This window comes from Pacificoceanicola niger (genome assembly GCF_048553275.1).
Classification (GTDB): domain Bacteria; phylum Pseudomonadota; class Alphaproteobacteria; order Rhodobacterales; family Rhodobacteraceae; genus Pacificoceanicola.
On sequence record NZ_JBLZMW010000003.1, the window covers coordinates 340,226 to 363,637 of the forward strand.

The following is a 23,412-nucleotide window of genomic DNA, read 5'->3' on the forward strand; positions in this document are numbered from 1 at the left end:
CTCAGGCTCCCTTCGCCGTCAGTGCATCAAACGCCGGGCGCAGGTCATCCGCGCTCTTGATCGGCGTCACCCCGCCGGGGTTCTGGATCATCGCCGGACCATCCGCCTTGTTGAAAATGATCACGCCCACCGCCTGCGCCTTCATCTCGCCGCCCACGGACACGTAATCATACACGTAAACCGTGTAGAGATAATCCATCAGCACCGACCCGACGAGCAGCAGCTGCGGCAGCGCGCCGAGCACCGCGAACTGCGGCAGCGTCTCGCCCGCGTTCTCGCCTTCCTCGATGGTGCGCATATAGACGTCCGGCGGCACCACGATCGTGCCGGTATCGGCGCCATAGGCCTGCCCCACCTTGATCGTCAGCGTGTTCGTGTTGCCGCCCAGATTGGCAAGGATCTGGTGAATCGTGTCCGGCCCGCCCTTGAACCGCGAGGAGCCGCTGTCCAGACACAGGAAAATATCGTCCAGCGTCAGGTCCCCGACGCTCACCGTCGCCCCGCCCGTGGTCCAGATGTAATCGACCGACGGCACAGGCGTATAGCCGTTGAACGGCAGCGCGATATACTGCGTCGGGTCCACCCCGCTCAGATCCACATCGCCGATCAGGCACGATCCCGTGCGCGTCGGCCGGTCCCAGTCGAAACAGACCCAGGCCTTGTTCCGGTCAATCACCCCATCGGCCAGCAGGTCCTGCATGACGTTGCTGAACCCCTGCTGCATCGCCCCCTGCGCGGGCAGGGCCAGACAGGCGCTCCAGTCGATCTCCTCGAACTGCGGGCCGCTGTACTCCGTCGCCAGGCCAAAGGTCGCGCGCTGCGCCACGCCGCCCGGCAGGTTCAGAACATCGCTTCCGATACTCGCGGAGAGCGAGCCCCAAGGCCCGTAATCAAGCTCCACCGGGGTCGTCTGGATGGATTGAAAACTGGTCGACAGGCTCGGGTCGAACCGTTTGTGAACCATGCAGGCATCGGTCGTGCACTGCGTCGAGGTCACCCAATCCATGTTGGTTCCGGTATCCAGCGCAAAGAACTGCACCTGCGGCTTGTCCGAGGTTCCCACGGAAAGCGGCGCATACCAGGGCGACGCCCCGTTGTCCTGATAGGGGCCACTGTACATGGGCAACTTGAAACTGGTCGGCAATCCATGACTGGTCATCGCGCGCTTCACTCCCGTTAAAGATTATTTTTCGCACGGTTGTGGAGGGTCATTTACCTCAGGTCAACTTATAGGTATGCCAAATTGAAAGAAATTATTCTCGCTGTTGCCCGTACTACGGGTATAGTTCCCATAACAGGGAGAACAGCCGAACAGCGGCGGAACGGGGTATTTCAGGCATGAGCAAGGAAAGGATCGGGATCTGGTCCAACGCGTCCCTGACCCTGAAATTCCTTGCGATTGCCGTGCCGCTGACCCTTGTCGTGACCATGACGACCTTCGCCCTGCTTGAACGGGACCGCACCCGGACGGCCGTCAAGGCGCTTGATGAACGCATCTCGAAACTGGCCGAAATTCAGGGCGCCGCGCTCTCCGGGCCGGTGTGGAATTTCAACCAGAGCCAGATCGACCTGATCCTCGAAGCCATCGTCAACGATCCTGACCTGACCGGCATCACCCTGCGCGACGATCGCGGCGACAGGCTCGGGCAGATCGGCGTCACCAGCGGCGATGACATGCGCGCACAAAAGGCGCCGATCTACCGCTATCAGGATCAGCCAGAGCCGCTGCTGATCGGCGACATCACCCTGCACTACACCCAGGACCGCCTCACCCGCGAGACCCGCCAGCAGGTGCGCAGCGCCGTCGTCGTCACCGCCCTGCTCGCGCTGGCGCTGACCGTCTCGGCGCTTGTCGCGCTGCACTACGCCGTGCGTCAGCCGCTCAAACGCTTTGGCCGGGCCATTGGCGCGGCGCAGGAAACCTCGCGCTACATCCCCGTCGAAGTCACCACCGGCGACGAAATCGGCAGCCTCGCAGGGGCCTACAACACTCTACAACAAAAGCAGAAATCGGACGAAGCCGAACTCCGCCGCATTCAGGACAACCTCGAAACCCTCGTCGAGAACCGAACCGAAGAGCTCAAGAAAGCGGTCGACGCGCTCAAGATTCGCGAGCGCGAGATCCTGCGCGCCCGCGACGATGCCCGCAACACGCTGACCCGCCTGCAACGCACGCAGGACCGCCTGGTGCAGTCGGAAAAGATGGCCAGCCTCGGCCAGCTCACCGCCGGCATCGCCCATGAGATCAAGAACCCGCTGAACTTCGTCAACAACTTCTCCTCCCTCTCCGAAGAGCTGCTCGTCGAACTCGAACAGATCGTGCGGGACTGCGCCGATGGCATCGACCCGGACAAGGCACATGACATCATGGACCTCGTCGGAACCGTCACCGCCAACCTCGGCAAGATCCAGCAGCACGGTCGCCGCGCCGATTCCATCGTGCGCAACATGCTGCTGCACTCGCGCTCCGGCCCCGGTACGCTGCAGACGGCCAACGTCAATGCCATGGCGGACGAGGCGCTGAAACTCTCCTTCCACTCCGCCCGCGCCGAGATCGAAGGCTTCAACATCGACATGCAGACCGCCCATGACGACGGCCTGCCACAGGTGCAGTGTTTCCCGCAGGACCTCACCCGCGTCTTCATCAACATCATCTCGAACGGGATGTATGCCACGCATACCCGCCGCCTCTCCGGCGAAAAGGGCTACAGCCCGCTGATCCGCGTCGAGACCCGCAGCACACAGACCGGCAGTGTCGAGGTGGTGATCGAGGACAACGGCCCCGGCATGACGCCCGCCGTGGTTGAAAACATCTTTACGCCCTTTTATACCACCAAACCGGCGGGCGAGGGCACCGGTCTTGGCCTTTCGATTTCCTACGATATCGTCGTCACCCAGCACGGCGGCGATATCTCTGTAACCAGTGCGCCGGGCCAAGGGGCCCGTTTTGTGATCTCACTCCCCCTGACGCAGCGCGAAGACCCCGCGACACGTCCCGAGGCAAAGGACGTCCCAACGTGACACTCAGACCTGTCAAGATCCTCGTCGTGGATGACGAGCCCGACATGGAACCTCTCTTCCGCCAGCAACTTCGCCGCGAGTTGCGCGCCGGTCGCTTCGAACTCGACTTCGCCGGATCCGGCTGCGAGGCCCTCAAACGGATCGACGACGACGACCCGCCGCGCGTGGTGCTGGTGCTCTCGGATATCAACATGCCCGGCATGTCCGGGCTGGAACTGGTGGCGCGGCTGCGCCCCCGCCGTCCCGGCCTCGCCATCTCCATGGTCACCGCCTATGACGACGCCGACACCCGCGCCCGCGCGCAGGCCAATGGCGCTGACCGCATCTTTTCCAAACCGATCGACTTCGGCGCGCTGAAAATCTACCTGGAACAGTTGATGCCCGCCTGACCGATGCCCAACCGAACGCCCCAAATCCTCGTCGTCGACGACGAGCCGGACATCGAAAGCCTGATCCGGCAGAAGTTCCGCCACCAGATCCGCGCCGGCAGCCACCGGTTCCACTTCGCGCGCGACGGTATCGAAGCCCTCGAAGCGCTCGAAGCCACGCCCGCCATCGACGTGGTCTTCTCCGACATCAACATGCCGCGCATGGACGGGCTCACCTTCCTGACGCATCTTGTCACCATGCCCGAACCGCCCGCCGTGGTCATGGTCTCCGCCTATGGCGACATGGCCAACATCCGCGCCGCGATGAACGGCGGGGCCTTCGATTTCCTGACCAAGCCGATCGAATTCGACGACCTCTCGGCCACGCTCGAAAAATGCCTTGCGCACCTGCGCCGCCTGCGCACGCTCCAGCGTGAAACCGCCCGCGCCCGCGCCGCAGAGGCCCTGCTCGCGCGCTACTTCTCCCCTGCCGTCATCGACAGCCTCACCCCCGGCGCCGCCGCCTACCGGCCCCAGACCGAACGCCGCACCGGCACCTTCCTGTTCACCGACATGCAGAATTTCCTGCCCCTCGTCGAACACGCGGATCCCGCCGCCGTCAGCGTCCTGCTCAATGGCTATCTCGACGGCATCACGCGGGCGATCTTCGATCACGGCGGCACCATGCTCAAGATCATCGGCGACAGCGTCCATGCGGTGTTTGGCGCGCCGCTCGACCTCGACGATCACGCCGGTGCCGGGATTCGCTGTGCCCTCGCCATCGACGCCTTCTGCGAGGACTTCCGCCGGCAACAGGCACGCGAGAGCGGCCTCACGCTCGAAAAGACCCGCATCGGCGTGCACACCGGCGAGGCCCTGCTGGGGAATTTCGGGGGCGACATGTTTTTCGACTACGCCGCCTATGGCGCGGCGGTGAACATCGCCTCCCGCCTCGAAGGCGCGAACAAGGTGATCGGCACGCGCCTGTGTGTCTCGGAGACCACCGTCGCCGCCACCCCAGAGTTTCGCGGACGCCGCATCGGCGCCCTGCGTCTGCGCGGCAGCGGGCAGCCCTTGCACGGTTTCGAACCCGCCGCGCCAGAGACCGTCCCGGACTCCGTCCTGACCGCCTACACCGCAGCCCTCGACGCGCTGCACCGGGGCGATCCCACGGCGCAGGAGCAGCTCGAAGCCCTGGCCGTGAGCCGCCCGGACGATGCCCTCGTCGCCTTCCACCTCACCCGCCTGCGCGCGGGCGGCTGGACCCCGGAGATCGACCTCGCCGTACCGAGCCTGCGCTAGCCTGCGCCGCTTGCCCGACCGGGCATTTGCGGCCCACACAAGACCCCGCTCAAGCAAAAGGGCGCGCGGATCACCGCACGCCCCTTTCGCCCCTGCGCCCGCGCCGCTTGCCTGACGCGGGGCGTGAAACCGGGTGAGTGTCGCTCAGGTGTTGAACAGGAAGTGCAGCACGTCGCCGTCCTTCACCTCGTAGGTCTTGCCTTCCGCACGCATTTTCCCGGCATCCTTCGCGCCCTGCTCGCCCTTGCAGGCGACAAAGTCGTCAAAGGCGATGGTCTCGCCCCGGATGAAGCCTTTTTCGAAATCGCCATGGATCACCCCGGCGGCCTGCGGCGCCAGCGTGCCCTTGCGAATGGTCCAGGCGCGCGCCTCTTTCGGCCCGACGGTGAAGTAGGTCTGCAGGTTCAAAAGCTCATACCCGGCCTTGATCAGGCGATCCAGGCCCGCCTCCTCCAGCCCCAGTTCCTCAAGGAATTCCTTGGCTTCCACGGCGTCGAGCTGGCTGATCTCTTCTTCGATCTTGGCAGAGATCACCACGTGCGAATTGCCCTGCGCCGCCGCCATCTCGGCCACCTTCGCGCTCAGCGCATTGCCTGTCCCGGCCTCGCTCTCATCGACGTTGCAGACGTACAAGACCGGCTTGGACGACAGAAGCTGCAGCATTTTCCATTGCTTGACGTCTTCCTCATCGACCTCGACCACCCGCGCGGGCTTCCCCTCCTCAAGCGCGGCCAGCGCCATCTTCATGAGACGCTCTTGCTGAACCGCCTCCTTGTCGCCGCCGCGCACCTTGCGCACGATGTTCTGAAGGCGCTTCTCAAGGCTCTCCATATCGGCAATAATCAGTTCCGTTTCAATGGTTTCCGCATCGGCCACCGGATCGACACGGCCATCGACATGGGTCACGTCCTCATCCTCGAAACAGCGCAGCACATGGGCGATCGCATCGGTCTCGCGAATGTTCGCCAGGAACTGATTGCCCAGCCCCTCGCCCTTCGACGCGCCCTTCACCAAACCGGCGATATCCACGAAGGTCATCCGCGTCGGGATGATCTGCTTCGATCCGGCAATCTGCGCCAGCGTATCAAGCCGCGCATCGGGAACCGCCACCTCGCCCACGTTCGGCTCGATCGTACAGAAGGGAAAGTTCGCGGCCTGCGCGCTGGCCGTCTTGGTCAAGGCGTTGAAAAGCGTAGACTTTCCCACATTCGGAAGCCCAACGATACCCATCTTGAAACCCATGCCGTGCGCTCCTGCCATGTCCAGTGTAAAGGGCGAAAACCCGCGCGGGGTCTACTCTCCCCCTTGGCCTGATGCAAGAGCGTGATAATCTCTCACGCATAAAGCGAGGGACTCACATGAAAATCAACCCATACCTGACCTTTGACGGACAGGCCGAAGAGGCCATGACCTTCTATCAAAGCGTCCTCGGCGGCACGCTCCAGCTCATGAAATATGGCGAGATGCCCGACAAATCCATGGTGCCCGAGGGCATGGAAGACCGCTGCGCCCACGCCGGTCTGCAGACGGACAATTTCTGGCTTCAGGCCTCTGACAGCATGGGCGAGCCCTTTGACGGCTACAAGGGCTTCACCATCCAGATCGACCTCGACGATGTGGACCGGGGCCGCGCCCTGTTCGACGCACTCGGCGCGGGCGGCACGGTGATCATGCCTTACGACAAACAGTTCTGGGCCAGCGGTTTCGGGCTGGTCAATGACCGCTTCGGGGTGCCGTGGATGGTCCATGTGACCTGATCGGCCGCCGCAGGCCCGGACGGGACATCAGGCGCGGGCCACCAGGCCCACGCCCACCGTCCAGAACCGCAAGCCCAGCGCCACCGCCGCCACGGCAAGGCCCAGCGTCAACCCAAGCCAGACGCCAACCCCGCCAAGGCCCAGCGCAATGCCAAAACCCCAGGCCGCCGGCATGCCGACGCCCCAATAGGCCACGCCCGCCGCCATCATCGGCACCCGCGTGTCCTGCAATCCGCGCAGAAAACCGATGTGCATCACCTGCGCCGCGTCCACGATCTGAAACAGCGCCGCCATCATCAGCAGGCCGCGCCCGGTCTCGATGATCTCTGCGCGGGCCGGATCGTCGCTGTCGATGAAGGCGCTCAGCAGCGCCTCCGGAAAGATCAGCAGCAGCGCGACCGAAAGCAGCCCCGCCGCCGCGCTCAGGAACAAGGTCACCTTGGCCCCCCGCACCAGATGCGCCGCGTCGCCGCGCCCCATGGCATTGCCCGCCCGCACCGTCGCCGCGTTCGACAGGCCAAGCTGCACCATGAAGGTCGCCGTGGCGATCTGGATCGCCACCCCATGGGCGGCCAGCGGGATCACCCCGATCCAGCCCATCAGCACCGCCGACCCGGCAAACAGCGACACCTCCGCCAGCGTCGTCAGCCCGATCGGCAGCCCAAGGGCAAAGACCCGGCCAAACATCTCCCAATCGGGCTTCCAGAACCGCACGAAAATCTGATGCTCGGGCAGGAGCCGCAGCGCGTAGACGATGACGAGCGCAACCCCGGCAACATTTGACGCCACGGAGGCCATCGCGGCCCCGGCGATGCCCATTTCCGGCGCGCCCCAATTGCCGAAGACAAAGGCATAGTTGGCCAGCGCATTGACCACCGCAGAGGCCACGATGATCCACAGCACCATGCGCGTAAACTCAAGCCCGGCCAGGTAATTCTTGAAACACATGATGCCCAGGGCGGGCAACATGCCAAGCCCCGCGATCCGCAGGTATTCCTGCGCCAGCGCCGCCGTTTGCTCCGTCTGCCCCATGCCACGCAGGATCGGCCCGGAGTACCACAGAAGCGGCAGGCTGAGCGCAAAGAACAGGATCGACCACCACAGCGCCATACGCGTGGCGCGGCGGATCTGCACCTCGTCATCCTGCGCCGCAAAGGTCGCCACCATCGGCATGATCGCCCAGGCAAAGCCCGACCCGAGCAGAAACAGCGTGAACATATAGGACGTGGCCAGCGTCAGCGCCGCCAGCTCCGGCACGCCGTACCACCCCATCATGATCGTATCGGTCAGCCCGATGGCAAACTGCGCCAGATGGCCGCCCACCATCGGCAGCCCAAGCGACAAAATGGCCTTGGCATGGCCGGCGATGCTCATCTCTACACGTGTCATGCGACAGCCCTAATCCGCGCACAAAAAAGCGGCAAGTCCGGAACCATCGATCATCACAAATCGCAATGACCCGATGCGCTCCCAGCCCACCGCATGCCCCTCCATGCGGGCGGACTGACAAATGCCGACCTGTCAGACCTGCCTGATAGAGACCTTCGCCGTCGATGCCGCGCATCACATATATCAAGAAGGTGGGCAGAAAGCGTAAAGTCGCTGCAATCGCTCGGTTCAAGCCTTGGCAAGATCAGAGCAGACATCCTGCCCGGCACCAGAAATCCGCTGTGAGGATCTGAACCGAGTACTGTATTGTCCCGCGAAAGGGCACAAATCCAGAAGCTCGCCTTTCTACAGAGTCACAGACCGACAAGGCTGACGGAGCGTTCTCATTACACGGCTGCCAGAACGCCCATTTTTCCGCGGCGTTTGCGGCTGCGTCGTCTTCGCCCACATGCAACGGCCAGAGCACATTGACGATCCGCCAACCGGCGTGACAGCAGAGGGCGACTTGCAGATCGTCCACGTATTCCGGCGATTGGCAGCGCACGGTCGCGAAGTCCCGAAAACTGTCGCGCAGCTGCACGTCACAGCTCACGTCGCCCTGCCAAGCGGTGCCGACGCCCTCGGGCTGTCCAGCGGACCGTCTGCGCGGCAGTCACAGGCGGCTCCCTGACGTCCAGCGATCCAAATTTAAGATTCGGGACGACGGTCCATTTTTTCAATCCCAGGTTCAGGGCACGTCGCATGTATCTCGGGCCCCGGCATACCGCCCTTCGCCGCAATCGGGCAAAGCTCTGGTAATGGCCGAAATATCCCGTGCATGAGCGTCCCTCTGTTTACCCAAAGTGAAACATCCTCGTTTCAGGGGCGTCAAAGAAGATCGGCGAGCATTGATGCCATCCGGGCAGCGCCATCATCGGCCACGGCATGCGGGATACGGGGCGCGCGAAGTGCGTCCGGCATCGCCTCGGCGATCCGGTCGGGGTCGCTTTGTGCGAAGATCATGCGCCGACCGGCATTATACCGATCAAGCCGCGCGGCCACGTGAAAACTCTGCCCGAAATGGTTGCCCAACGGGAAATACAAAAACGGTGTACCGGCAGCCGTCAGTGCCATGCAAGTCGTCAGCCCCCCTGAACAAGCGCCAGATCGCAGGCAGCCAGATGCCGGTCGAGATCGGAGAGGAACGTCCGCGCCTCGCCCCTTTCGGGCCACTTGAAGACCTCGAGATTGAGCCGCGGGCCTGTCACAACGATCATTCTCAGTTCGGGGATGCGCGCCTCGGGATAGGCTTCGAGTCGCCGATGGATCAACCGTGCGCCAACGCCGGAACCTCCGACCGTGACGATGCAGACCTTTCGCCCATCATCGTATCCGAATTCGGCCCGCAGATCGCTGCGCCCGCCAAACCGTGCGCGATGCGTGCCGATGCTGTAGTCCGAGAAGTCATACTGCTCCGGGATCCAGTCGCGCATCCGGGGCAAGCCCTCTCCGAAACCCGAGGTCTGCGATATCCTCTGGTCCGCCGACGAATATGGCCCGGTCGCGGACGTTCGGCTGACCCTCGACATGGCTGATCATCTCGGCGTTGTCGTCGGTCGTAAGAAACGCCTCGCGCGGACCGTTATCCGCAAACGGCACCCAGCCGACGAAATCGGTGAACCAGGTGATCGCCGCGCGCTTCCTGTCGGGGTGTTCGTGCCAGTGGTGATCCACGTCCCAGGCTTCGTCCGCGATCACCAGATCGTAGGGGTCAGACTCCAGCACATCCTGAAAGATCATGAAGGTCTTGATCAGGACCTCGTCCATGTTGCGGATGGCCTGAAACGCGTTCAGATCGTGTTTGCCGGCCTCGTCCTCGATATGGGCGCTCTCGTTGGCAAGCTTCCGGCTGGCGGCCTGGACGGTTTCACCCTTGGCCTCCAGAAACCGGGTGACAGGGTCTTGCGCCAGCCAGTCGATCTGCAAACCGGGGTGAAGCTTGCGCAGCTCCTGCGCCACGGCCAGATCCCGGCGCGCGTGGCCAAGCCCGATCGGGAATGACAGGTACAGTACCCTTTTCCGACGGGTGCGCCGGGTTGGGGGCGCCTTTTCAGCGACGCCAGGGTGCAAGCGCAGGACATCCCGCATCCGTGTGTTGAACCACGCCGCAAAGCGGGCGTGGATTGCGTGCCCGCCGCCGTCTTTCACGTCAAGGGGGCCGCCGGTCAAACGCCTGAACTATGCGTTTCAACAAAGCGATATCCGTGAAGGCATCGACGTGGTCTGGACCGGGCAACAAGCCCTGGGCGCGGCGGCACAATGGCTGAGAGACAGGTTGCTGGATTTGCCCCAGCAAGCATGGCGCGACAGTTAGTGCCCGCAGACCACGGTCCAAAAGCCGCGCCCCACGATCTTGCTTTGCTTCCCTGCGCCTGGCAGCGCGCGATGACTTTGATGTCAAAGCCGATCCCGGCCAGCCAGAGCGCACCGAGACCGGTCCGGTTCGGTGAAGGAAAAGGTCAGAACGGCCGGGCCGACGCCTCCGGTGTGAAATACCAGCCGACGCCGACGGCAAAACGCACGAACCCCGTCAGGCCATGCAACACCCATGCCTCGACCAGGCCGCGCTGACGGTAGGACCGGGCGAACAGAAGCCCGCCGATGAACGACACGGACAGGACCACCCAGTTCCAGAACATCAGGTGCGCGAGCGCGAAGAGCGTCGCATTCAGGACGGTCGCACGGGACCCCTTCGGCAGGATCGCGGCGTAGCGTTGAAAGAAAAGCGTCCGGTCAATGAGCTCCTGCGGCAGGCCAGCCTCGAAGGCGCCAAGGTCAGTCGGGCCGGAAGAGACCTGATGGCCAAGGGCCTCGGTCCAGATCGTCGCCGCGTCCGCGGCTGTCAGAACCTCGGGGCCGCAGACCTCGATCAGCGTGGCAGGCAGCGGGGCGTCGGTCCGATGACGCCGCAGGATCTCGGCCACCGCCGCGTCCGCGATGTCGCGAATGTCCACCATCGCCACGCCGACCTCCCCGATCGGCTAAGGGAAGATGCCCTGCAGCAGCGCGTCCCTTGCCGTCAGATCGTTCTGCATGAAGGAGTTGGCGCGCAGGACGGTCGCGGGCAGCGCGGCCGCCGCGATCATGCGTTCCACCAGATGCTTGCTGGCATAATGGGGCGTGTCGACATAGCGGTCCGCGTGGCTGACGGACAGGTTGACGATGCCGCGCACCCCTGCCGCCTTCGCAAGGTTCACGGCCATCATCGCCTGGCTCGCCTCCTCCGGACTGACGGTCGTCTGCAGGAACAGCGTGTCGACGCCCTGCAAGGCGGCCTCGACCGACACCGGGTCGGACAGGTCGCCCTGAACCGCTTCGACCCCGTCGCGCCCGCGAAGGTGTGCGGGATCGCGGGTCAGCGCACGAACATCAGCCCCATGCAGACGATCAAGGATCGCGCGACCTATCTGGCGGGTGGCTCCGGTGACAAGGATCGTCATTCGGCCCCCCACTGGGCTGCGGGCATCGTGCCGGTTTCCATGAGGCTTCGGCGCGGCCCCTCGCCCGAGGCCATCATCCAACCGGGATATTCCGGTGTCAGGGCACTGACCTCATCCAGAGCAGCCAGGTCGCCTTCTGACAACGCCACCTCGGCGGCCTTCAGGTTCTCCTCCAGCTGATCGATCCGCTTCAGGCCAAGGATCACGCTGGTGACAACCTTCTGATGCAGCAGCCACGCCAGCGAGATTGCCGCGAGATTGATGTCATGCCGCGCGGCGATGCCGTCCATCACGTCCAGAAGCGGCGCGCCGCGTTCTTCGTTCACCGGAGGGAACGGAATCGTGGCGCGACGCCCTTCGGACGCACCGCGATATTTGCCCGTCAGATAGCCCCCGGCAAGCGGGCTGAAGACCATCAGGCCCAGGCCTTCGGCTTCCAGCAGAGGCGCGATCTCGCGCTCCATGTCGCGCCCGGCCAGCGAATAGTAGCCCTGATAGCTCTGGAACCGCTCCAGCCCCCGACGCTCGGCCGTGCCAAGGGCCGTGGCCAGCTGCCACGCGGCCCAGTTCGACACGCCGATGTGACGGACAAGGCCCTGCCGGACAAGATCGTCCAGGGTGCGCAGCGTGTCCTCGACCGGGGTGGCGGAGTCGAAACCGTGCAACTGGTAGAGGTCGATATAGTCTGTGCCAAGGCGCTTCAGGCTGCTATGCACCTCGTGCAGGATATGCTGGCGCGAGGCACCGCCATCGTTCGGGCCTGCGCCGGTGCCGTGCTCGAACTTGGTCGACAGCACCACATCCTTGCGCGCGATGCCGAGCGAAGACAGAGCCCGGCCGACGATCTCTTCCGACTGCCCACCTGCGTAGACGTTGGCCGTGTCGATGAAATTGATGCCTGCGTCGAAAGCACGGCGCAGGATCGCTTCGGCGTCGTCCTGCATGACGCCGCTGGCGGCTGCATAGGGGCCGCCGCTCTGGCCAAAGGTCATGGTTCCAATGCACATCTCGGAAACGAAAAGGCCGGTACGGCCAAGGGTATTGTAGCGCATTGTAAGCTCCGCTTGTGATTCTCACGCCCGGCACATACGATACCAGTACGTTCCGGAACCATTTAGTATCGAATAGAAAATGCCCTTGACAGAAATTGACCTTCCCCCTGCCCCGCGAGGTCGCAAACGCGACCCCGAGCGAGATGTTGCCATTCTCGAGGCGACGATCGATCTGCTGGCGGAGGTCGGCTATGACGGGTTGAGCACGGCGAAAGTCGCGGATCGCGCGCAGGCTGGCAAAGGCACGATGTATCGCCGCTGGCCGACGAAAACCGACCTGGTGCTGGATGCGGTCGCGCATATGAAGGCACAACAGGTCGACCTTGACGCGCTGCCCGATACGGGCACGTTGCGAGGCGATCTCCTGGCCCTGTTCCAGCCTCAGGACAGCGCGCAGGTGGACCGGATCTTGCGCGCCATGGCGGGGGTCGTGTCGATGCTCAGCCAGATGCCGGGACTGGCCGAAACGGGCGATTATTCGATTTTCGAGCCATGGATCGCGGCGAATACGGTTCTGATGGAGCGCGCCATGACGCGCGGCGAGATCCCCGCAACGGCAGATATCGCACTGGCCGCCCAGATCATCCCCTCCATGGCCGCCTATCGCGCCCTGATCCTTCGGGTCGCGATCGACAGGGACCTGCTGGTCCGCCTGGTCGACCAGGCCGTGTTGCCCGCCCTGAACGAAAGCCCTGCAAATCTCGCGCGCCGCTGAAACGGCATCGTCCCCGACTTTACCCAATGTCGCCGATCGCCTGCCGTTACGGGCCCACGACGAATGTCGGGACGGTCCGCGCTGCCGACCTTCGCCCCGCGAAAATGCTGCACGATGGATGAACGGCTGGTCTGGTGAAGCTGCGTTGTGGCGTTGGGTCCGGCGATGAACGGCAGCGTCGGGCCGAGATTGACGGCAGGCGAACCCGAACCGGAAGGTGCCCGCCGCGCTGCCGCATGACCGAACGGGGTCCAAGCGTCACCTTGGCGTTCCAATCCCTCGTCGCATGACCATATTCCTCTTGCCAAGGTCGGGACTTTTGCTGTTGTTGCAAACCGATGCGGCGGGGATTGAAAATGGCGTCTGACAAGGCTCTGGAGATCGTGCAGGACGGCCTTGATAGGCACGCCCGAGCAACATTGTCCGGCGACATCGATATGATGATGGCATACAGCGACATCCCCTGCACCATCGAGACCATGGCGGGCAAAGTGGTTGCCACGAACCGCGCCGAGATGAGAGCGATATGCGAAGCCCTCGTGCACTCCATCGAGGTCAGGCAGCTTAGCGACATGGTTCGCCGTTGCCTTGAAGCGGAATTCACCAGCGAAGACACCATCTGGGCCACATACGAGACTCGGTTTCTCCGAAATGGCGTCGAACTGGCGGAGGACACTTACACCTCTTTCATGATCCTGAAAAAGCGCGCAGATGGCTGGCGTTTCAGCGGTATCCAGCTGCTGGTCTCTGAAGGAGATCCCGTAAGCGCCACCTTGAAGGACCGGTTCGGTTGAAGCTGAGGAAACCTTGTTTTCACAAGTTTCCTGAAGTCTCAGCGGACGTTGGTGGACGGTGGAGGGAAATCCCCTTGGCGGGCTGCAAGCCAACAACTTGCTATCTGGCCCCACGGCATGAGACGAAAAGAGCCCTGGTTTTTCCGACTTGACGCAGCCTTTGGTCAAAGCGCGGGTCGGTCCGCAGGGTATGAGGTCGCCACGTCGACAATTTTGCAACCGCTGCGAATGGCTGGCTCAACGGGCCGCGCCGCAGCAACCGACACCCCGGGTCGAGGGCGGATTTGGGCCGGGAGCGACGGCCGCCTGATGGGCGACCAGGCGCTTGGCCCGGCCGCGCAGCGAAGGTCGGGAACGAGCCCACGTCGACCGATGCTGCGGCGCGCACGAATGGCGGCTTTGACGACCTGCTGAAGGAGCCGTCTACCATCAGACGTGATCCGACCCGAGACGGCGTAGGAACCACAACGCGACCAAGATCGACAGTCCGGCGAGCAGGAACGTGATCTGCAAGCCATCGGTCACCGCAGCGGAGGGAGCATCTTCAATGGCGGCGCTTCCGACGCCGGCTGAGAAAATGGCTCCCATGACGGACGCTCCGGATATGAGGCCGATGTTGCGTGACAGGTTAAGCAGGCCCGACACCGCGCCGCGCTGGTCGGCGGACACATCTGCCATCACCATCACGGTATTGGAGGATTGGAACATCTGGTATCCCGGCGTCAGGATCGCGATTGCCGCGATGTAGCCGACGACGCCAAACGTCGCGGGCAGCACCGACAGCGAAAGTGCTCCGGCGGCAAGGGTTCCCAGCCCGAGCGCCAGAACCCGCCGTCTCCCCCAGCTATCGACCAATCGACCCGACGGCACGCCGGTGCAGATCGAGAGGGCCGGCCCGACCGACATCACCAGACCGACAACCGCCTCTTGCAGGTGGAGCGCGAAGGCGAGGTAGAACGGCCCGACCACCAACGTGGCCATCATGACATTCGCCACCAGAAAGTTAACCGCCAGGCCGGGAAAGACGCCACTCTTGCCAAGAGCGGACACATTCAATCGCGGCGTTTTCTCGACCGGCGCGACCGCTGGCAGGAACCGCAAAGCCAATCCGGCGGCCAGCAGACCGACCGGAACCAGAACCAAGAAGATCGCAGGCCATCCGACCCAGTCGATCAGCACGCCGCCGAGAGACGGGCCGAGCGCCGTGCCCACCGCCGACATCGTACCGAGCAATCCCATGGTCCGTCCGACACGCTCGGTCCCGACTGTCTCTCGCACAAGTGCGATGGTGAGCGTCATCATAAACGCCGCGCCGATCCCCTGAATCGCCCGAGCAGCGATCAGCATCCACAGGCTGGATGCCAGACCGCACAGCGCGGATGCCAGCGAGAACAGAACCAAACCAAGCAGGAGCATCCGCTGCCGACCGAAAACGTCCCCGAGACGCCCGGCGATCACAACGAAAAGCGTGATCGACACCAGATAGGCGATCACAATCCACTGCACCCAATGAAACGGCACGTCGAAGGCCAATGCGAGCGTTGGGAGTGCGATATTGGCAATGCTGGTTCCCAGCGAGGCCAGTACCATGGATAGCGAAAGACACAACATCACTCCACGCCGCGCAGCCTTTAGCTCCGATGAGTCGAGAGTCTTCATCTGTTTCCTCCACTTGCGAGAATCGCTACAGGAAGGCACCTTACGAATTGAAGTCAACTTGAGGTCAAGCATGAGACTGCTCGATATCGGCGAGGTGTCGCGACAGGCCGGTGTCCCGGCATCGGCCCTGCGGTACTACGAGGAGATTGGTCTGATATCTTCGGTCGCTCGACGCGGGCTGAGGCGCCAGTTCGAACCTGATGTCCTGTTGCAGCTTGCGCTGATCTCGATGGGGAAGGCGGCGGGCTTCTCGCTTGGGGACATCTCGGCAATGTTCGGTCGAGACGGCAAGCCCGACCTGCCCAGGAAGGACCTGCATGACCGTGCAGATGAACTTGATCGGCACATTGGAGAGCTGACCGCTCTACGCGATACCCTGCGCCATGTGGCCGACTGCCCGGCTCCGTCCCATATGGAGTGTCCGACGTTCAGACGCCTCGTCGACCTGGCTGGAAAACGGCGACGAAAAGGGATCAAGGCGCGTTTGCAAACGTCGGGTTAGTCGGAACAAATGGCAGCTTCGTCCCGCCTGCCTGACGTCCGTTGCCCGCCGATGCTGCACACAACCGTGGAGGTCCGCTTCGGGGAACGCACCGCGTCCGCATTGCAGCCGAATACAGACCGTCAACGGTCTGACCGCCGCGGTGAAGCCCCAGATCCTGTCTCGCCAGACGGTCCATGCACAAAAAGCGGCAAGTCCGGAACCGCCGATCGTCACAAATCGCGATGATCCGCCCGCCCCCGGGCGGTCCACTCAACGGCGGGTCAAAAGCGCTTTCAGGCCGTCGGGATAGAGCTTTGGCTGGCCCGGCAGATCCAACGCTTCAAGCGCGACCCACTCCGCCGCGCAGGCCACGCCGCTGTCTTCGGTAAAATCGATCCGGGTGACACCGGCAAAGGCCTCCGGCGGGAAGGTCACCTCAAACAGCGCGAGGATCTCATGGCCGAGGCTGCCTTCGTGGCTATAGATATTCTCCATGAACACCGGTGGGCCATGGGCGGTGACCACGATCCCGAGCTCTTCGTGAAACTCGCGGATCACGGCCGCCTCCAATGTCTCGCCGAACTCGACCGTCCCGCCCAGGGGGCGCACGCCCTTCACGCGCCCGCTGTCATCGCGCACCTCCGCCGCAAGCAGCCGCCCCCCGCGCCAGTGCAGGCCCAGGGCTTTGAGACGGATGCGGGGGGCTGGACGCCAGGTGCTCATGCCCGAAGGCTACGCACCTGTCCTGACCATGACAAGCGCGCCGGGGGGGCGCGCCTCCTGCCCCGCTCACGCCTTGCGCGTATCGGGATGCAGCGCCGTGCCGAGGATATGGTCGGCGCGGTGGATCACATGCCCCGCGCCGCCGACGATCAGCGGATCGGGCAATTGCGCGATACTCTCATCCTTTCCGGGATAGTCCACCGTACTCAGGAAATGCCGCATGCAGTTCAGCCGCGCGCGTTTCTTGTCGTCGGATTTGATCACAGTCCAGGGCGCATCGGCGGTGTCGGTGTAGAAAAACATCGCCTCCTTGGCCTCCGTATAATCATCCCAGCGGCCAAGGCTCGCCTTGTCGATCGGCGAGAGTTTCCACTGTTTGAGCGGATCGGTCTCCCGGCTGGAAAAGCGGGTTCTCTGTTCCTTCTGCGTCACCGAGAACCAGTATTTGTAGAGCCGTATCCCCGAGCGCACCAACATCCGTTCAAGCTCCGGTGTCTGGCGCATGAACTCCAGGTATTCGTTCGGCTCGCAAAAGCCCATGACCCGCTCGACCCCGGCGCGATTGTACCAGGAGCGGTCATAAAGCACGATCTCCCCGGCGGTCGGCAGGTGCTCGATGTAGCGCTGGTAATACCACTGCCCGCGCTCCTGCTCCGTCGGCTTGTTCAGGGCGACCACCCGGGCGTTGCGCGGGTTGAGGTGCTCGGTAAAGCGCTTGATCGTGCCGCCCTTGCCCGCCGCGTCGCGCCCTTCAAACAGCAGCACGAACTTCTGCCCGGTCTCCTGCGCCCAAAGCTGCACCTTCAACAGCTCCGCCTGAAGCTGCGCCTTTTCCTTTTCATAGGCGCGCCGCGACAGCCGCCCCCTGTAGGGATAGGCGCCGGTCTCGAAGGCGCGGCGGATCTCGTCCGCCGTCGGATGCGGCCTGGCCGGGGCCTTCGGCGCTTCGGTTCCCGCCTCATTGGCGGCAGCGACGGCCGCCTCGGGCAAGGGGGCGGTCGGAATGGCGGTCTCGGTCATGCGGGCATCCTTCTGTCTATGGCGTGCCGCGACTCTACCCCCGCACACAAACGCGCACCTTGACCCCTGTCAAACCGCCCGCCTTTCCTTAGGTCAGCCGTCCAGAACGTCCCGCCACGAATGCTTCGGCTGAAAGCCGAGCATCGCCTTCGCCTTGCGGTTGCAGTACATCGTCTCGTTGCCCGACATCTCGCGCTTCACCGGCACCCCGTCGTAGAACCGCGCACGCACCTCCGCGTTGCTCGCGCCCACCGACAGATCGTCGTTCGCGACGTTGAACACCTCATAGCCAAGCCCGTCCACCTCCAGGCAGCGCATCACCATCTGCCCCAGATCGCGCACGTCGATATAGGCAAAGATATTGCGCTCCCGCAGCGCCGCATCCGCCACATAGGCCGGGAAATCGCGCGCGTATTCATGCGGTTCGATCACGTTGTTGATCCGCAGGCCATAGATGTCGATGCTTGAGCGCTGCTGGAACGACCGGCCCGTCACCTCGTTGCAGACCTTGCTCATCGCATAGGCATCCTCGGGCACCACCGGATGATCCTCGTCCACCGGAATATACTCCGGCTTACGCGTCCCATCGGCGAAACAGATGCCATAGGTCGTCTCCGAACTGGCAAAGACCACCTTCGGAATGCCGAGCTTCACCGCCGCTTCCATGACGTTGTAGGTCGACAGCGTATTGACCCGATAGGTCTCGCAATCAGGCGCGATCAGGATGCGCGCCAAGGCCGCGAAATGCACCACCGCGTCAAATCCCGGCACGCCGGTCCCCGGCGCCAGCTCGGAGAAATTGGCATAGCCCGACAGCGCCGAGAACACCTGCCCCGGATCGGTCAGATCCACGATCAGATTGTCGACCCCCTCGGCCTCCAACGGCTGCAGATCGAGGTTCAGAACCGTATGCCCCGCCGCCGCCAGCATCGGCAGAATATGTTTGCCAGCCTTGCCGCTGCCCCCTGTGAACGCAATCCGCATGATGTCCTCCCGATCTGTCCTGCACTGTTTCGCGGTTTTGCCACCCGCGCCCCCGCGATGTAGCCCACCTGATGCGAGAAGCCATTGATTTTCCCCCGCGCATCCGGCAACAGGACCAGACACGGCAAGAGGGATACCCATGACACGCATCGACGCCACCTTCGCAAAGCTGAAGGCCGAAGGAAAGAAAGCATTCGTTTCCTACATCATGGCGGGCGATCCGGACGTGGAAACCTCGCTCGCCGTGATGAAGGGCCTGCCCGGCGCGGGCGTGGACATCATCGAACTGGGCCTGCCCTTCACCGATCCGATGGCCGATGGATCGACCATCCAGCTTGCCGGACAGCGCGCGCTTGCCCACGGCATGACGCTGGACCGCACGCTGCAGATGGTCCGCGACTTCCGGGCAGACAACAATGAAACGCCGATCGTGCTCATGGGCTACTACAACCCGATCTATTCGCGCGGCGTCGACACCTTCCTGACACAGGCCAAGGAGGCCGGGATCGACGGGCTGATCATCGTCGACCTGCCCCCCGAAGAGGATGACGAACTGTGCATCCCGGCGCAGAAGGCAGGCCTCAACTTCATCCGCCTCGCCACGCCCACCACCGATGACAAGCGCCTGCCCAAGGTGCTGCAGAACACCTCCGGCTTTGTCTATTATGTCTCGATCACCGGCATCACCGGCGCCGCCGCCGCGCAGGCCGCCGACGTGGCCCCCGAAGTGGCACGGATCAAGGCAAAGACCGACATCCCGGTCATCGTCGGCTTCGGCATCCGCAGCCCGGACACCTCGCGGGAGATTGCCGGCGTCGCGGATGGCTGCGTGGTCGGCTCCGCGATCGTCTCTGAAATCGCGGCCGGCAAGAGCACCCAAGACGTGCTGGCCTTCGTCAAGACGCTGGCCGACGGGGCGCATTCCGCCTGATCCGCGCAGCGTGATGGCCAGAGGTTTCGGTCGCTGACGCGACCGACCGGGTCGCGTTTCCTTCGGAAACGCTCATGGGGGCGCTGCCCCCGCCACCCTGCGGGCGGCCCCCCGAGGTATTTCAGGACCAAAGACGGACAAGGCTGCGCTCCTCCCGAGGGCGCGGAGCGCAGGCGGCCGGGGCGCAAGCCAGGGTCGCCCGGTTCCGGCGCGTGTTCGGGCGATCAAGCAGGTGAGCCGTCAGAGCGTCGCGTGATCCTTGGGGCGCTGCCCCCGCCACCCTGCGGGCGGCCCCCCGAGGTATTTCAGGACCAAAGACGGACAAGGCTGCGCGCGCACCCGAGGGCGCGGAGCGCAGGCGGCCGGGGCGCAAGCCAGGGTCGCCCGGTTCCGGCGCAACTTCGGGTGATCAAGCCGGTGAGCCGTCAGAGCGTCGCGCGATCCTTCGCCGAGGTCTCGTCCTGCGCCCTGCGCAGCAGGCGTGCCATGGTCTCGGCCAGAACCGCGCGGCGGACCGGCTTGGCCACATGGGAGTCGATGCCCTGCTTGAGATATTGGTGGACCTGATGCGTCATGGCGTTAGCGGTCAGCGCGATGATCGGCACGCGCGGCAGGTCGCGGGCATGCTCGAACTGACGCACGAAGCTCGCCGCTTCCAAACCGTTCATTTCCGGCATGTTGACATCCATCAAGATCAGGTCGAACGGCTCCGCGCAATGGGCCCGCACCGCCGCCGCGCCATCCCCCACAATGGTGAGCGAAACGCCGTAGCGGCGCAGCATCAGATCGATTACCCGCTGGTTTGTCTGATTATCCTCCGCGGCGAGAATGCGCCATGGGCGGCTGGCGAGGAAGCGTTCGCATTCAGAATACGGGGCCTCGGCCCGGCCTGAGGACGGCGCCACTTCGCGCGCCTCGAACGTGGCATGAAACACCGCGCCGCCGCCGGGGCGGGGCGTATAGGTCAAATCCCCGCCCATGAGGCGACAGATCTCCCGCGCGATGGTCAGGCCAAGCCCGGTGCCGCCGAAGCGCCGGGTGATCGAGCTGCCCGCCTGTGCAAAGGCCTCGAACAGATGCCCGCGTTGATCCTCGTCGATGCCGGGGCCGGTGTCCATCACGACACAGTGGCCCAGGCCCGCGTCGATCCACAGCCGGAGCGTGACGTCGCCCGCTTCGGTGAACTTGACCGCATTGGACAGAAGATTGCTCAGCACCTGGCGCAGCCGCGTCGGATCGCCCAGGATATGCCGCCAGGCGCTGTCCTCCACATTCACCGCAAGTGTCAGCCCCTTCTGCCGCGCCTTGAGCGCGAAGAGCTGTTGCACGCTGGCGGCCAGAGCGGGCAGGTCCAGCGGGATGCGTTCCACCTCCATCTGCCGCGCCTCGATCTTGGTCAGGTCGAGAATGTCGTTGAGCAACGTCAGCAGCGTATCGCCCGACGAGAGCATCAGCGAAGCCATCTCCGCCTGCTCCGCATCCAGCGTCGTCTCCGTCAGCGCCGCCCCCATCCCGAGCAGCCCGTTCAGGGGCGTTCGGATCTCATGGCTGATCATCGCGAGAAACGCGCTCTTGGCGGCGCTGGAATCTTCCGCCTCGACCTTCGCCGCTTCGAGATCCGCCGTGCGCCGCCGCACCTCGGCCTCCAGACGCCGGGCCTGCGCCCTCAACGCCTCGTTCGCCTCGTACAGCGCGCGCGTCTTCCCCTCCAGAAGCGCCTCCGCTTCCTTGCGCGCCCGCCGCTCGCGCTCATAGCGCCGACGGCTGACCCGGTCGCCGTCCTGCGGCCCCTTCGGAGGGTCGTGCTGCACCATCTACCCCGCCCGGCGCAGCAGGAAACAGGCGCCGTACAGGCCGTCCTTGCGCTCCCGCGTCTCCGTGATCTCCATCGGCTCGCCGAAATGCGCCACACAGGCCTCCACCAACCCCCGGCAAAACGCCATCAGCGGCCGGGGCGAGCGGTAATCCAGCACCATCTCGCCATCCGTGTGCACGATGGTCTCGAACCGGGGCAACTCCGCCCCCGGATAGAGCTTGCGCACCTCCAGATGCACCTCGCTCTCGATCGCGTCCAGCATCTCCAGCGCCGTCTGCTTGCCCGCAAAGAACGCCGGATACCCTGTCACGAACCGACCAAACATCCAATGTCCGAATTGCCGCTGCAGCAGCTCCCCCGGCAGCCCCGTGCGGACACTCAACGCCGCAACGATCTCGAACAACTCCGAACAGGGGTACGAGCCCACCGCCGAATACGCCCCGCCCGTACTCAATACCAGCCCGTCCAGAACCTCATCCACGGCGTCCTCGCCAATCGCGGCATCGGCCATCTCCAGAAGCTCCGTGAACACCAGCCCTTTCATGATCAGCCCTCCGCGGCACACCTCCCCTGCCCTTACGCCAAACCCGTGAAGGCCCGCTTAAAATCGCCCGACACGACCATCCGTGCATTGCGGCCTTGCGCCAACATTGGTAACCTTACCTTACCAATTCGAACTCAGCAGCAGCCAGAACCGGATCACGCCCATGCCCGTCATCACCGAAATCGAGGACCTCAAGCGCATCTACCGCCGACGCGTGCCGAAAATGTTCTACGATTACTGCGAATCCGGCTCGTGGTCGGAACAGACCTTCCGCGAAAACTCCTCCGATTTCGATGACATCCACCTGCGCCAGCGCGTCGCCATCGACATGGCCAACCGCTCCACCGCCACCAAACTCATCGGGCAGGACGTCGCCATGCCCGTCGCCCTCGCCCCCGTCGGCCTGACCGGGATGCAGCACTTCGATGGCGAGATCAAAGCCGCCAAGGCCGCCGAGAAATTCGGCGTCCCCTACTGCCTGTCCACCATGTCCATCTGCTCCATCGAGGACGTGGCGTCGAACACCTCCAAACCCTTCTGGATGCAGGTCTACACGCTCAAAGACGACGCCTTCATGCAGAACCTCTTCGACCGCGCGAAGGCCGCCAACTGCTCCGCCGCCGTCATCACCGTCGATCTGCAACTGCTGGGCCAGCGCCACAAGGACCTGAAAAACGGCCTCTCCGCCCCGCCCAAACTCACCCCCAAATCCGTCGCCAACATGATGACAAAGGTCCAGTGGGGCCTCGGCATGTTGCAGACCAAACGCCGCTTCTTCGGCAATATCGTCGGCCACGCCAAGGGGGTCTCGGACGCCTCCTCCCTGACCACATGGACCGCCGAGAGCTTTGACCAGTCGCTCAACTGGGACCGCATCCGGCAATTCCGCAAAATGTGGGACGGCCCGCTGATCATCAAGGGCATCATGGACCCGCGCGACGCGCTGGAGGCGCTGAACGTCGGCGCCGACGCCATCGTCGTCTCCAACCACGGCGGCCGCCAACTCGACGGCGCGCTGTCCTCCATCCGCGCTCTGGAACCAATCATGGACGCGGTCGGAGACAAGATCGAAGTCCACATCGATTCAGGCATCCGCTCCGGCCAGGACGTCCTCAAAGCCTGCGCCATGGGCGCCAAAGGCACCTGGATCGGCCGCGCCTACGTCTACGGCCTCGGCGCCATGGGCGAAGCCGGCGTAACCCGCGCGCTGGAGGTCATCCACAAGGAACTCGACATGTCCATGGCCCTCTGCGGCCACCGCGACATCAAAGGCGTCGACCGCGATATTCTGATGGTGCCGAAGGGGTTTTCGGGGGACTGGGGGTGAGTGGAATCCCAAGTCTTTAGCGGGCCTAGACTCGTCGAACATCTAGC

24 protein-coding genes are annotated in these 23,412 nt (G+C 63.9%); 9 read left to right on the forward strand and 15 right to left on the reverse strand.

The features are described 5' to 3' along the window. Position 1: 1 nt before the first annotated feature. Complete coding sequence (locus tag ACN2XU_RS06480; protein ID WP_419409590.1) at positions 2 to 1,159, reverse strand: pepsin-like aspartic protease; 1,158 nt, start codon at positions 1,157 to 1,159, stop codon at positions 2 to 4. 179 nt (positions 1,160 to 1,338) lie between these two features. On the opposite strand from ACN2XU_RS06480, the gene ACN2XU_RS06485 reads away from it, so the two are divergent. The 3 genes from ACN2XU_RS06485 to ACN2XU_RS06495 are packed head-to-tail and all read left to right on the forward strand — an operon-like array spanning position 1,339 to position 4,691. Then, entirely contained in the window at positions 1,339 to 3,021 is a 1,683-nt protein-coding gene (locus tag ACN2XU_RS06485; RefSeq protein ID WP_419409591.1) for a sensor histidine kinase, read from the forward strand. After that, the gene (locus ACN2XU_RS06490) at positions 3,018 to 3,410 is read left to right on the forward strand and encodes a response regulator (RefSeq protein WP_419409592.1); all 393 of its coding nucleotides are present in this window, start codon (positions 3,018 to 3,020) and stop codon (positions 3,408 to 3,410) included. Before ACN2XU_RS06485 ends, ACN2XU_RS06490 begins: the two co-directional genes overlap by 4 nt. Positions 3,411 to 3,413: 3 nt before the next feature. Next, positions 3,414 to 4,691: an adenylate/guanylate cyclase domain-containing protein gene (locus ACN2XU_RS06495; protein ID WP_419409593.1), complete on the forward strand. Its 1,278-nt coding sequence runs from the start codon at positions 3,414 to 3,416 to the stop codon at positions 4,689 to 4,691. 144 nt (positions 4,692 to 4,835) lie between these two features. Here the strand turns inward: ACN2XU_RS06495 and ychF are convergent, their stop codons facing one another. Continuing rightward, the gene (gene ychF / locus ACN2XU_RS06500; RefSeq protein WP_419409594.1) at positions 4,836 to 5,933 is read right to left on the reverse strand and encodes a redox-regulated ATPase YchF; all 1,098 of its coding nucleotides are present in this window, start codon (positions 5,931 to 5,933) and stop codon (positions 4,836 to 4,838) included. Positions 5,934 to 6,049: 116 nt separating this feature from the next. Between ychF and ACN2XU_RS06505 the strand changes: the two genes are divergently transcribed. After that, the gene (locus tag ACN2XU_RS06505; RefSeq protein WP_419409595.1) at positions 6,050 to 6,448 is read left to right on the forward strand and encodes a VOC family protein; all 399 of its coding nucleotides are present in this window, start codon (positions 6,050 to 6,052) and stop codon (positions 6,446 to 6,448) included. Positions 6,449 to 6,475: 27 nt separating this feature from the next. Here the strand turns inward: ACN2XU_RS06505 and ACN2XU_RS06510 are convergent, their stop codons facing one another. From ACN2XU_RS06510 to ACN2XU_RS06540, 7 genes are all read right to left on the reverse strand, one after another. Beyond that, on the reverse strand, positions 6,476 to 7,837 hold the full coding sequence (locus tag ACN2XU_RS06510) for an MATE family efflux transporter (protein WP_419409596.1): 1,362 nt from the start codon (positions 7,835 to 7,837) through the stop codon (positions 6,476 to 6,478). Positions 7,838 to 8,704: 867 nt separating this feature from the next. Further along, complete coding sequence (locus ACN2XU_RS06515) at positions 8,705 to 8,950, reverse strand: hypothetical protein (protein WP_419409597.1); 246 nt, start codon at positions 8,948 to 8,950, stop codon at positions 8,705 to 8,707. Positions 8,951 to 8,958: 8 nt separating this feature from the next. Beyond that, entirely contained in the window at positions 8,959 to 9,309 is a 351-nt protein-coding gene (locus ACN2XU_RS06520; protein ID WP_419409598.1) for a hypothetical protein, read from the reverse strand. Then, positions 9,281 to 10,024 (reverse strand): hypothetical protein, encoded by a 744-nt coding sequence (locus tag ACN2XU_RS06525; protein ID WP_419409599.1) that lies wholly within the window; start codon positions 10,022 to 10,024, stop codon positions 9,281 to 9,283. Before ACN2XU_RS06525 ends, ACN2XU_RS06520 begins: the two co-directional genes overlap by 29 nt. A 311-nt stretch (positions 10,025 to 10,335) precedes the next feature. Beyond that, positions 10,336 to 10,833: a CPBP family intramembrane glutamic endopeptidase gene (locus ACN2XU_RS06530; protein ID WP_419409701.1), complete on the reverse strand. Its 498-nt coding sequence runs from the start codon at positions 10,831 to 10,833 to the stop codon at positions 10,336 to 10,338. A gap of 24 nt (positions 10,834 to 10,857) precedes the next feature. Beyond that, entirely contained in the window at positions 10,858 to 11,316 is a 459-nt protein-coding gene (locus ACN2XU_RS06535) for an NmrA family NAD(P)-binding protein (protein ID WP_419409600.1), read from the reverse strand. After that, entirely contained in the window at positions 11,313 to 12,368 is a 1,056-nt protein-coding gene (locus tag ACN2XU_RS06540; RefSeq protein WP_419409601.1) for an aldo/keto reductase, read from the reverse strand. The genes ACN2XU_RS06535 and ACN2XU_RS06540 overlap by 4 nt, the downstream gene beginning before the upstream one ends. Positions 12,369 to 12,453: 85 nt before the next feature. Between ACN2XU_RS06540 and ACN2XU_RS06545 the strand changes: the two genes are divergently transcribed. Beyond that, positions 12,454 to 13,083 (forward strand): TetR/AcrR family transcriptional regulator, encoded by a 630-nt coding sequence (locus ACN2XU_RS06545; RefSeq protein ID WP_419409602.1) that lies wholly within the window; start codon positions 12,454 to 12,456, stop codon positions 13,081 to 13,083. Positions 13,084 to 13,439: 356 nt separating this feature from the next. Further along, on the forward strand, positions 13,440 to 13,877 hold the full coding sequence (locus tag ACN2XU_RS06550; RefSeq protein WP_419409603.1) for a hypothetical protein: 438 nt from the start codon (positions 13,440 to 13,442) through the stop codon (positions 13,875 to 13,877). A gap of 429 nt (positions 13,878 to 14,306) precedes the next feature. Here ACN2XU_RS06550 and ACN2XU_RS06555 read toward each other — a convergent pair whose 3' ends face one another. Further along, on the reverse strand, positions 14,307 to 15,536 hold the full coding sequence (locus tag ACN2XU_RS06555; RefSeq protein WP_419409604.1) for an MFS transporter: 1,230 nt from the start codon (positions 15,534 to 15,536) through the stop codon (positions 14,307 to 14,309). 70 nt (positions 15,537 to 15,606) lie between these two features. Here ACN2XU_RS06555 and ACN2XU_RS06560 point away from each other — a divergent pair, with 70 nt between their 5' ends. Next, on the forward strand, positions 15,607 to 16,038 hold the full coding sequence (locus tag ACN2XU_RS06560) for a helix-turn-helix domain-containing protein (protein WP_419409605.1): 432 nt from the start codon (positions 15,607 to 15,609) through the stop codon (positions 16,036 to 16,038). Positions 16,039 to 16,290: 252 nt separating this feature from the next. Here the strand turns inward: ACN2XU_RS06560 and ACN2XU_RS06565 are convergent, their stop codons facing one another. The 3 genes from ACN2XU_RS06565 to ACN2XU_RS06575 form a co-directional block, all read right to left on the reverse strand. Beyond that, positions 16,291 to 16,743, reverse strand: coding sequence for an NUDIX hydrolase (locus tag ACN2XU_RS06565; RefSeq protein WP_419409606.1), 453 nt, complete (start codon positions 16,741 to 16,743; stop codon positions 16,291 to 16,293). A gap of 66 nt (positions 16,744 to 16,809) precedes the next feature. Beyond that, complete coding sequence (gene ppk2 / locus ACN2XU_RS06570; RefSeq protein WP_419409607.1) at positions 16,810 to 17,763, reverse strand: polyphosphate kinase 2; 954 nt, start codon at positions 17,761 to 17,763, stop codon at positions 16,810 to 16,812. A gap of 93 nt (positions 17,764 to 17,856) precedes the next feature. Further along, positions 17,857 to 18,747 carry an NAD-dependent epimerase/dehydratase family protein gene (locus tag ACN2XU_RS06575; RefSeq protein ID WP_419409608.1) on the reverse strand — a complete coding sequence of 297 codons (891 nt, stop codon included), beginning with the start codon at positions 18,745 to 18,747 and terminating at the stop codon, positions 17,857 to 17,859. A gap of 139 nt (positions 18,748 to 18,886) precedes the next feature. On the opposite strand from ACN2XU_RS06575, the gene trpA reads away from it, so the two are divergent. Beyond that, positions 18,887 to 19,678: a tryptophan synthase subunit alpha gene (gene trpA / locus ACN2XU_RS06580; protein ID WP_419409609.1), complete on the forward strand. Its 792-nt coding sequence runs from the start codon at positions 18,887 to 18,889 to the stop codon at positions 19,676 to 19,678. Between the two features lie 425 nt (positions 19,679 to 20,103). Here trpA and ACN2XU_RS06585 read toward each other — a convergent pair whose 3' ends face one another. Next, positions 20,104 to 21,492, reverse strand: a complete 1,389-nt coding sequence (locus ACN2XU_RS06585; protein WP_419409610.1) for an ATP-binding protein — start codon at positions 21,490 to 21,492, stop codon at positions 20,104 to 20,106. Then, a complete protein-coding gene (locus ACN2XU_RS06590) occupies positions 21,493 to 22,038 on the reverse strand; it encodes a heme NO-binding domain-containing protein (RefSeq protein WP_419409611.1) in 546 nt (181 codons plus the stop codon). A 163-nt stretch (positions 22,039 to 22,201) separates the two neighbouring features. Here ACN2XU_RS06590 and ACN2XU_RS06595 point away from each other — a divergent pair, with 163 nt between their 5' ends. Beyond that, positions 22,202 to 23,365 carry an alpha-hydroxy acid oxidase gene (locus tag ACN2XU_RS06595; RefSeq protein WP_419409612.1) on the forward strand — a complete coding sequence of 388 codons (1,164 nt, stop codon included), beginning with the start codon at positions 22,202 to 22,204 and terminating at the stop codon, positions 23,363 to 23,365. Positions 23,366 to 23,412 lie beyond the last annotated feature (47 nt).

Bases quoted from the DNA above. Each gene is read 5' to 3' on its own strand.
- ACN2XU_RS06480 (WP_419409590.1), bottom strand. From the start codon at position 1,159: ATGACCAGTCATGGATTGCCGACCAGTTTCAAGTTGCCCATGTACAGT.
- ACN2XU_RS06485 (WP_419409591.1), top strand. From the start codon at position 1,339: ATGAGCAAGGAAAGGATCGGGATCTGGTCCAACGCGTCCCTGACCCTG.
- ACN2XU_RS06495 (WP_419409593.1), top strand. From the start codon at position 3,414: ATGCCCAACCGAACGCCCCAAATCCTCGTCGTCGACGACGAGCCGGAC.
- ychF (WP_419409594.1), bottom strand. From the start codon at position 5,933: ATGGGTTTCAAGATGGGTATCGTTGGGCTTCCGAATGTGGGAAAGTCT.
- ACN2XU_RS06505 (WP_419409595.1), top strand. From the start codon at position 6,050: ATGAAAATCAACCCATACCTGACCTTTGACGGACAGGCCGAAGAGGCC.
- ACN2XU_RS06510 (WP_419409596.1), bottom strand. From the start codon at position 7,837: ATGACACGTGTAGAGATGAGCATCGCCGGCCATGCCAAGGCCATTTTG.
- ACN2XU_RS06515 (WP_419409597.1), bottom strand. From the start codon at position 8,950: ATGGCACTGACGGCTGCCGGTACACCGTTTTTGTATTTCCCGTTGGGC.
- ACN2XU_RS06520 (WP_419409598.1), bottom strand. From the start codon at position 9,309: ATGCGCGACTGGATCCCGGAGCAGTATGACTTCTCGGACTACAGCATC.
- ACN2XU_RS06530 (WP_419409701.1), bottom strand. From the start codon at position 10,833: ATGGTGGACATTCGCGACATCGCGGACGCGGCGGTGGCCGAGATCCTG.
- ACN2XU_RS06535 (WP_419409600.1), bottom strand. From the start codon at position 11,316: ATGACGATCCTTGTCACCGGAGCCACCCGCCAGATAGGTCGCGCGATC.
- ACN2XU_RS06540 (WP_419409601.1), bottom strand. From the start codon at position 12,368: ATGCGCTACAATACCCTTGGCCGTACCGGCCTTTTCGTTTCCGAGATG.
- ACN2XU_RS06550 (WP_419409603.1), top strand. From the start codon at position 13,440: ATGGCGTCTGACAAGGCTCTGGAGATCGTGCAGGACGGCCTTGATAGG.
- ACN2XU_RS06555 (WP_419409604.1), bottom strand. From the start codon at position 15,536: ATGAAGACTCTCGACTCATCGGAGCTAAAGGCTGCGCGGCGTGGAGTG.
- ACN2XU_RS06560 (WP_419409605.1), top strand. From the start codon at position 15,607: ATGAGACTGCTCGATATCGGCGAGGTGTCGCGACAGGCCGGTGTCCCG.
- ACN2XU_RS06565 (WP_419409606.1), bottom strand. From the start codon at position 16,743: ATGAGCACCTGGCGTCCAGCCCCCCGCATCCGTCTCAAAGCCCTGGGC.
- ppk2 (WP_419409607.1), bottom strand. From the start codon at position 17,763: ATGACCGAGACCGCCATTCCGACCGCCCCCTTGCCCGAGGCGGCCGTC.
- ACN2XU_RS06575 (WP_419409608.1), bottom strand. From the start codon at position 18,747: ATGCGGATTGCGTTCACAGGGGGCAGCGGCAAGGCTGGCAAACATATT.
- trpA (WP_419409609.1), top strand. From the start codon at position 18,887: ATGACACGCATCGACGCCACCTTCGCAAAGCTGAAGGCCGAAGGAAAG.
- ACN2XU_RS06585 (WP_419409610.1), bottom strand. From the start codon at position 21,492: ATGGTGCAGCACGACCCTCCGAAGGGGCCGCAGGACGGCGACCGGGTC.
- ACN2XU_RS06590 (WP_419409611.1), bottom strand. From the start codon at position 22,038: ATGAAAGGGCTGGTGTTCACGGAGCTTCTGGAGATGGCCGATGCCGCG.
- ACN2XU_RS06595 (WP_419409612.1), top strand. From the start codon at position 22,202: ATGCCCGTCATCACCGAAATCGAGGACCTCAAGCGCATCTACCGCCGA.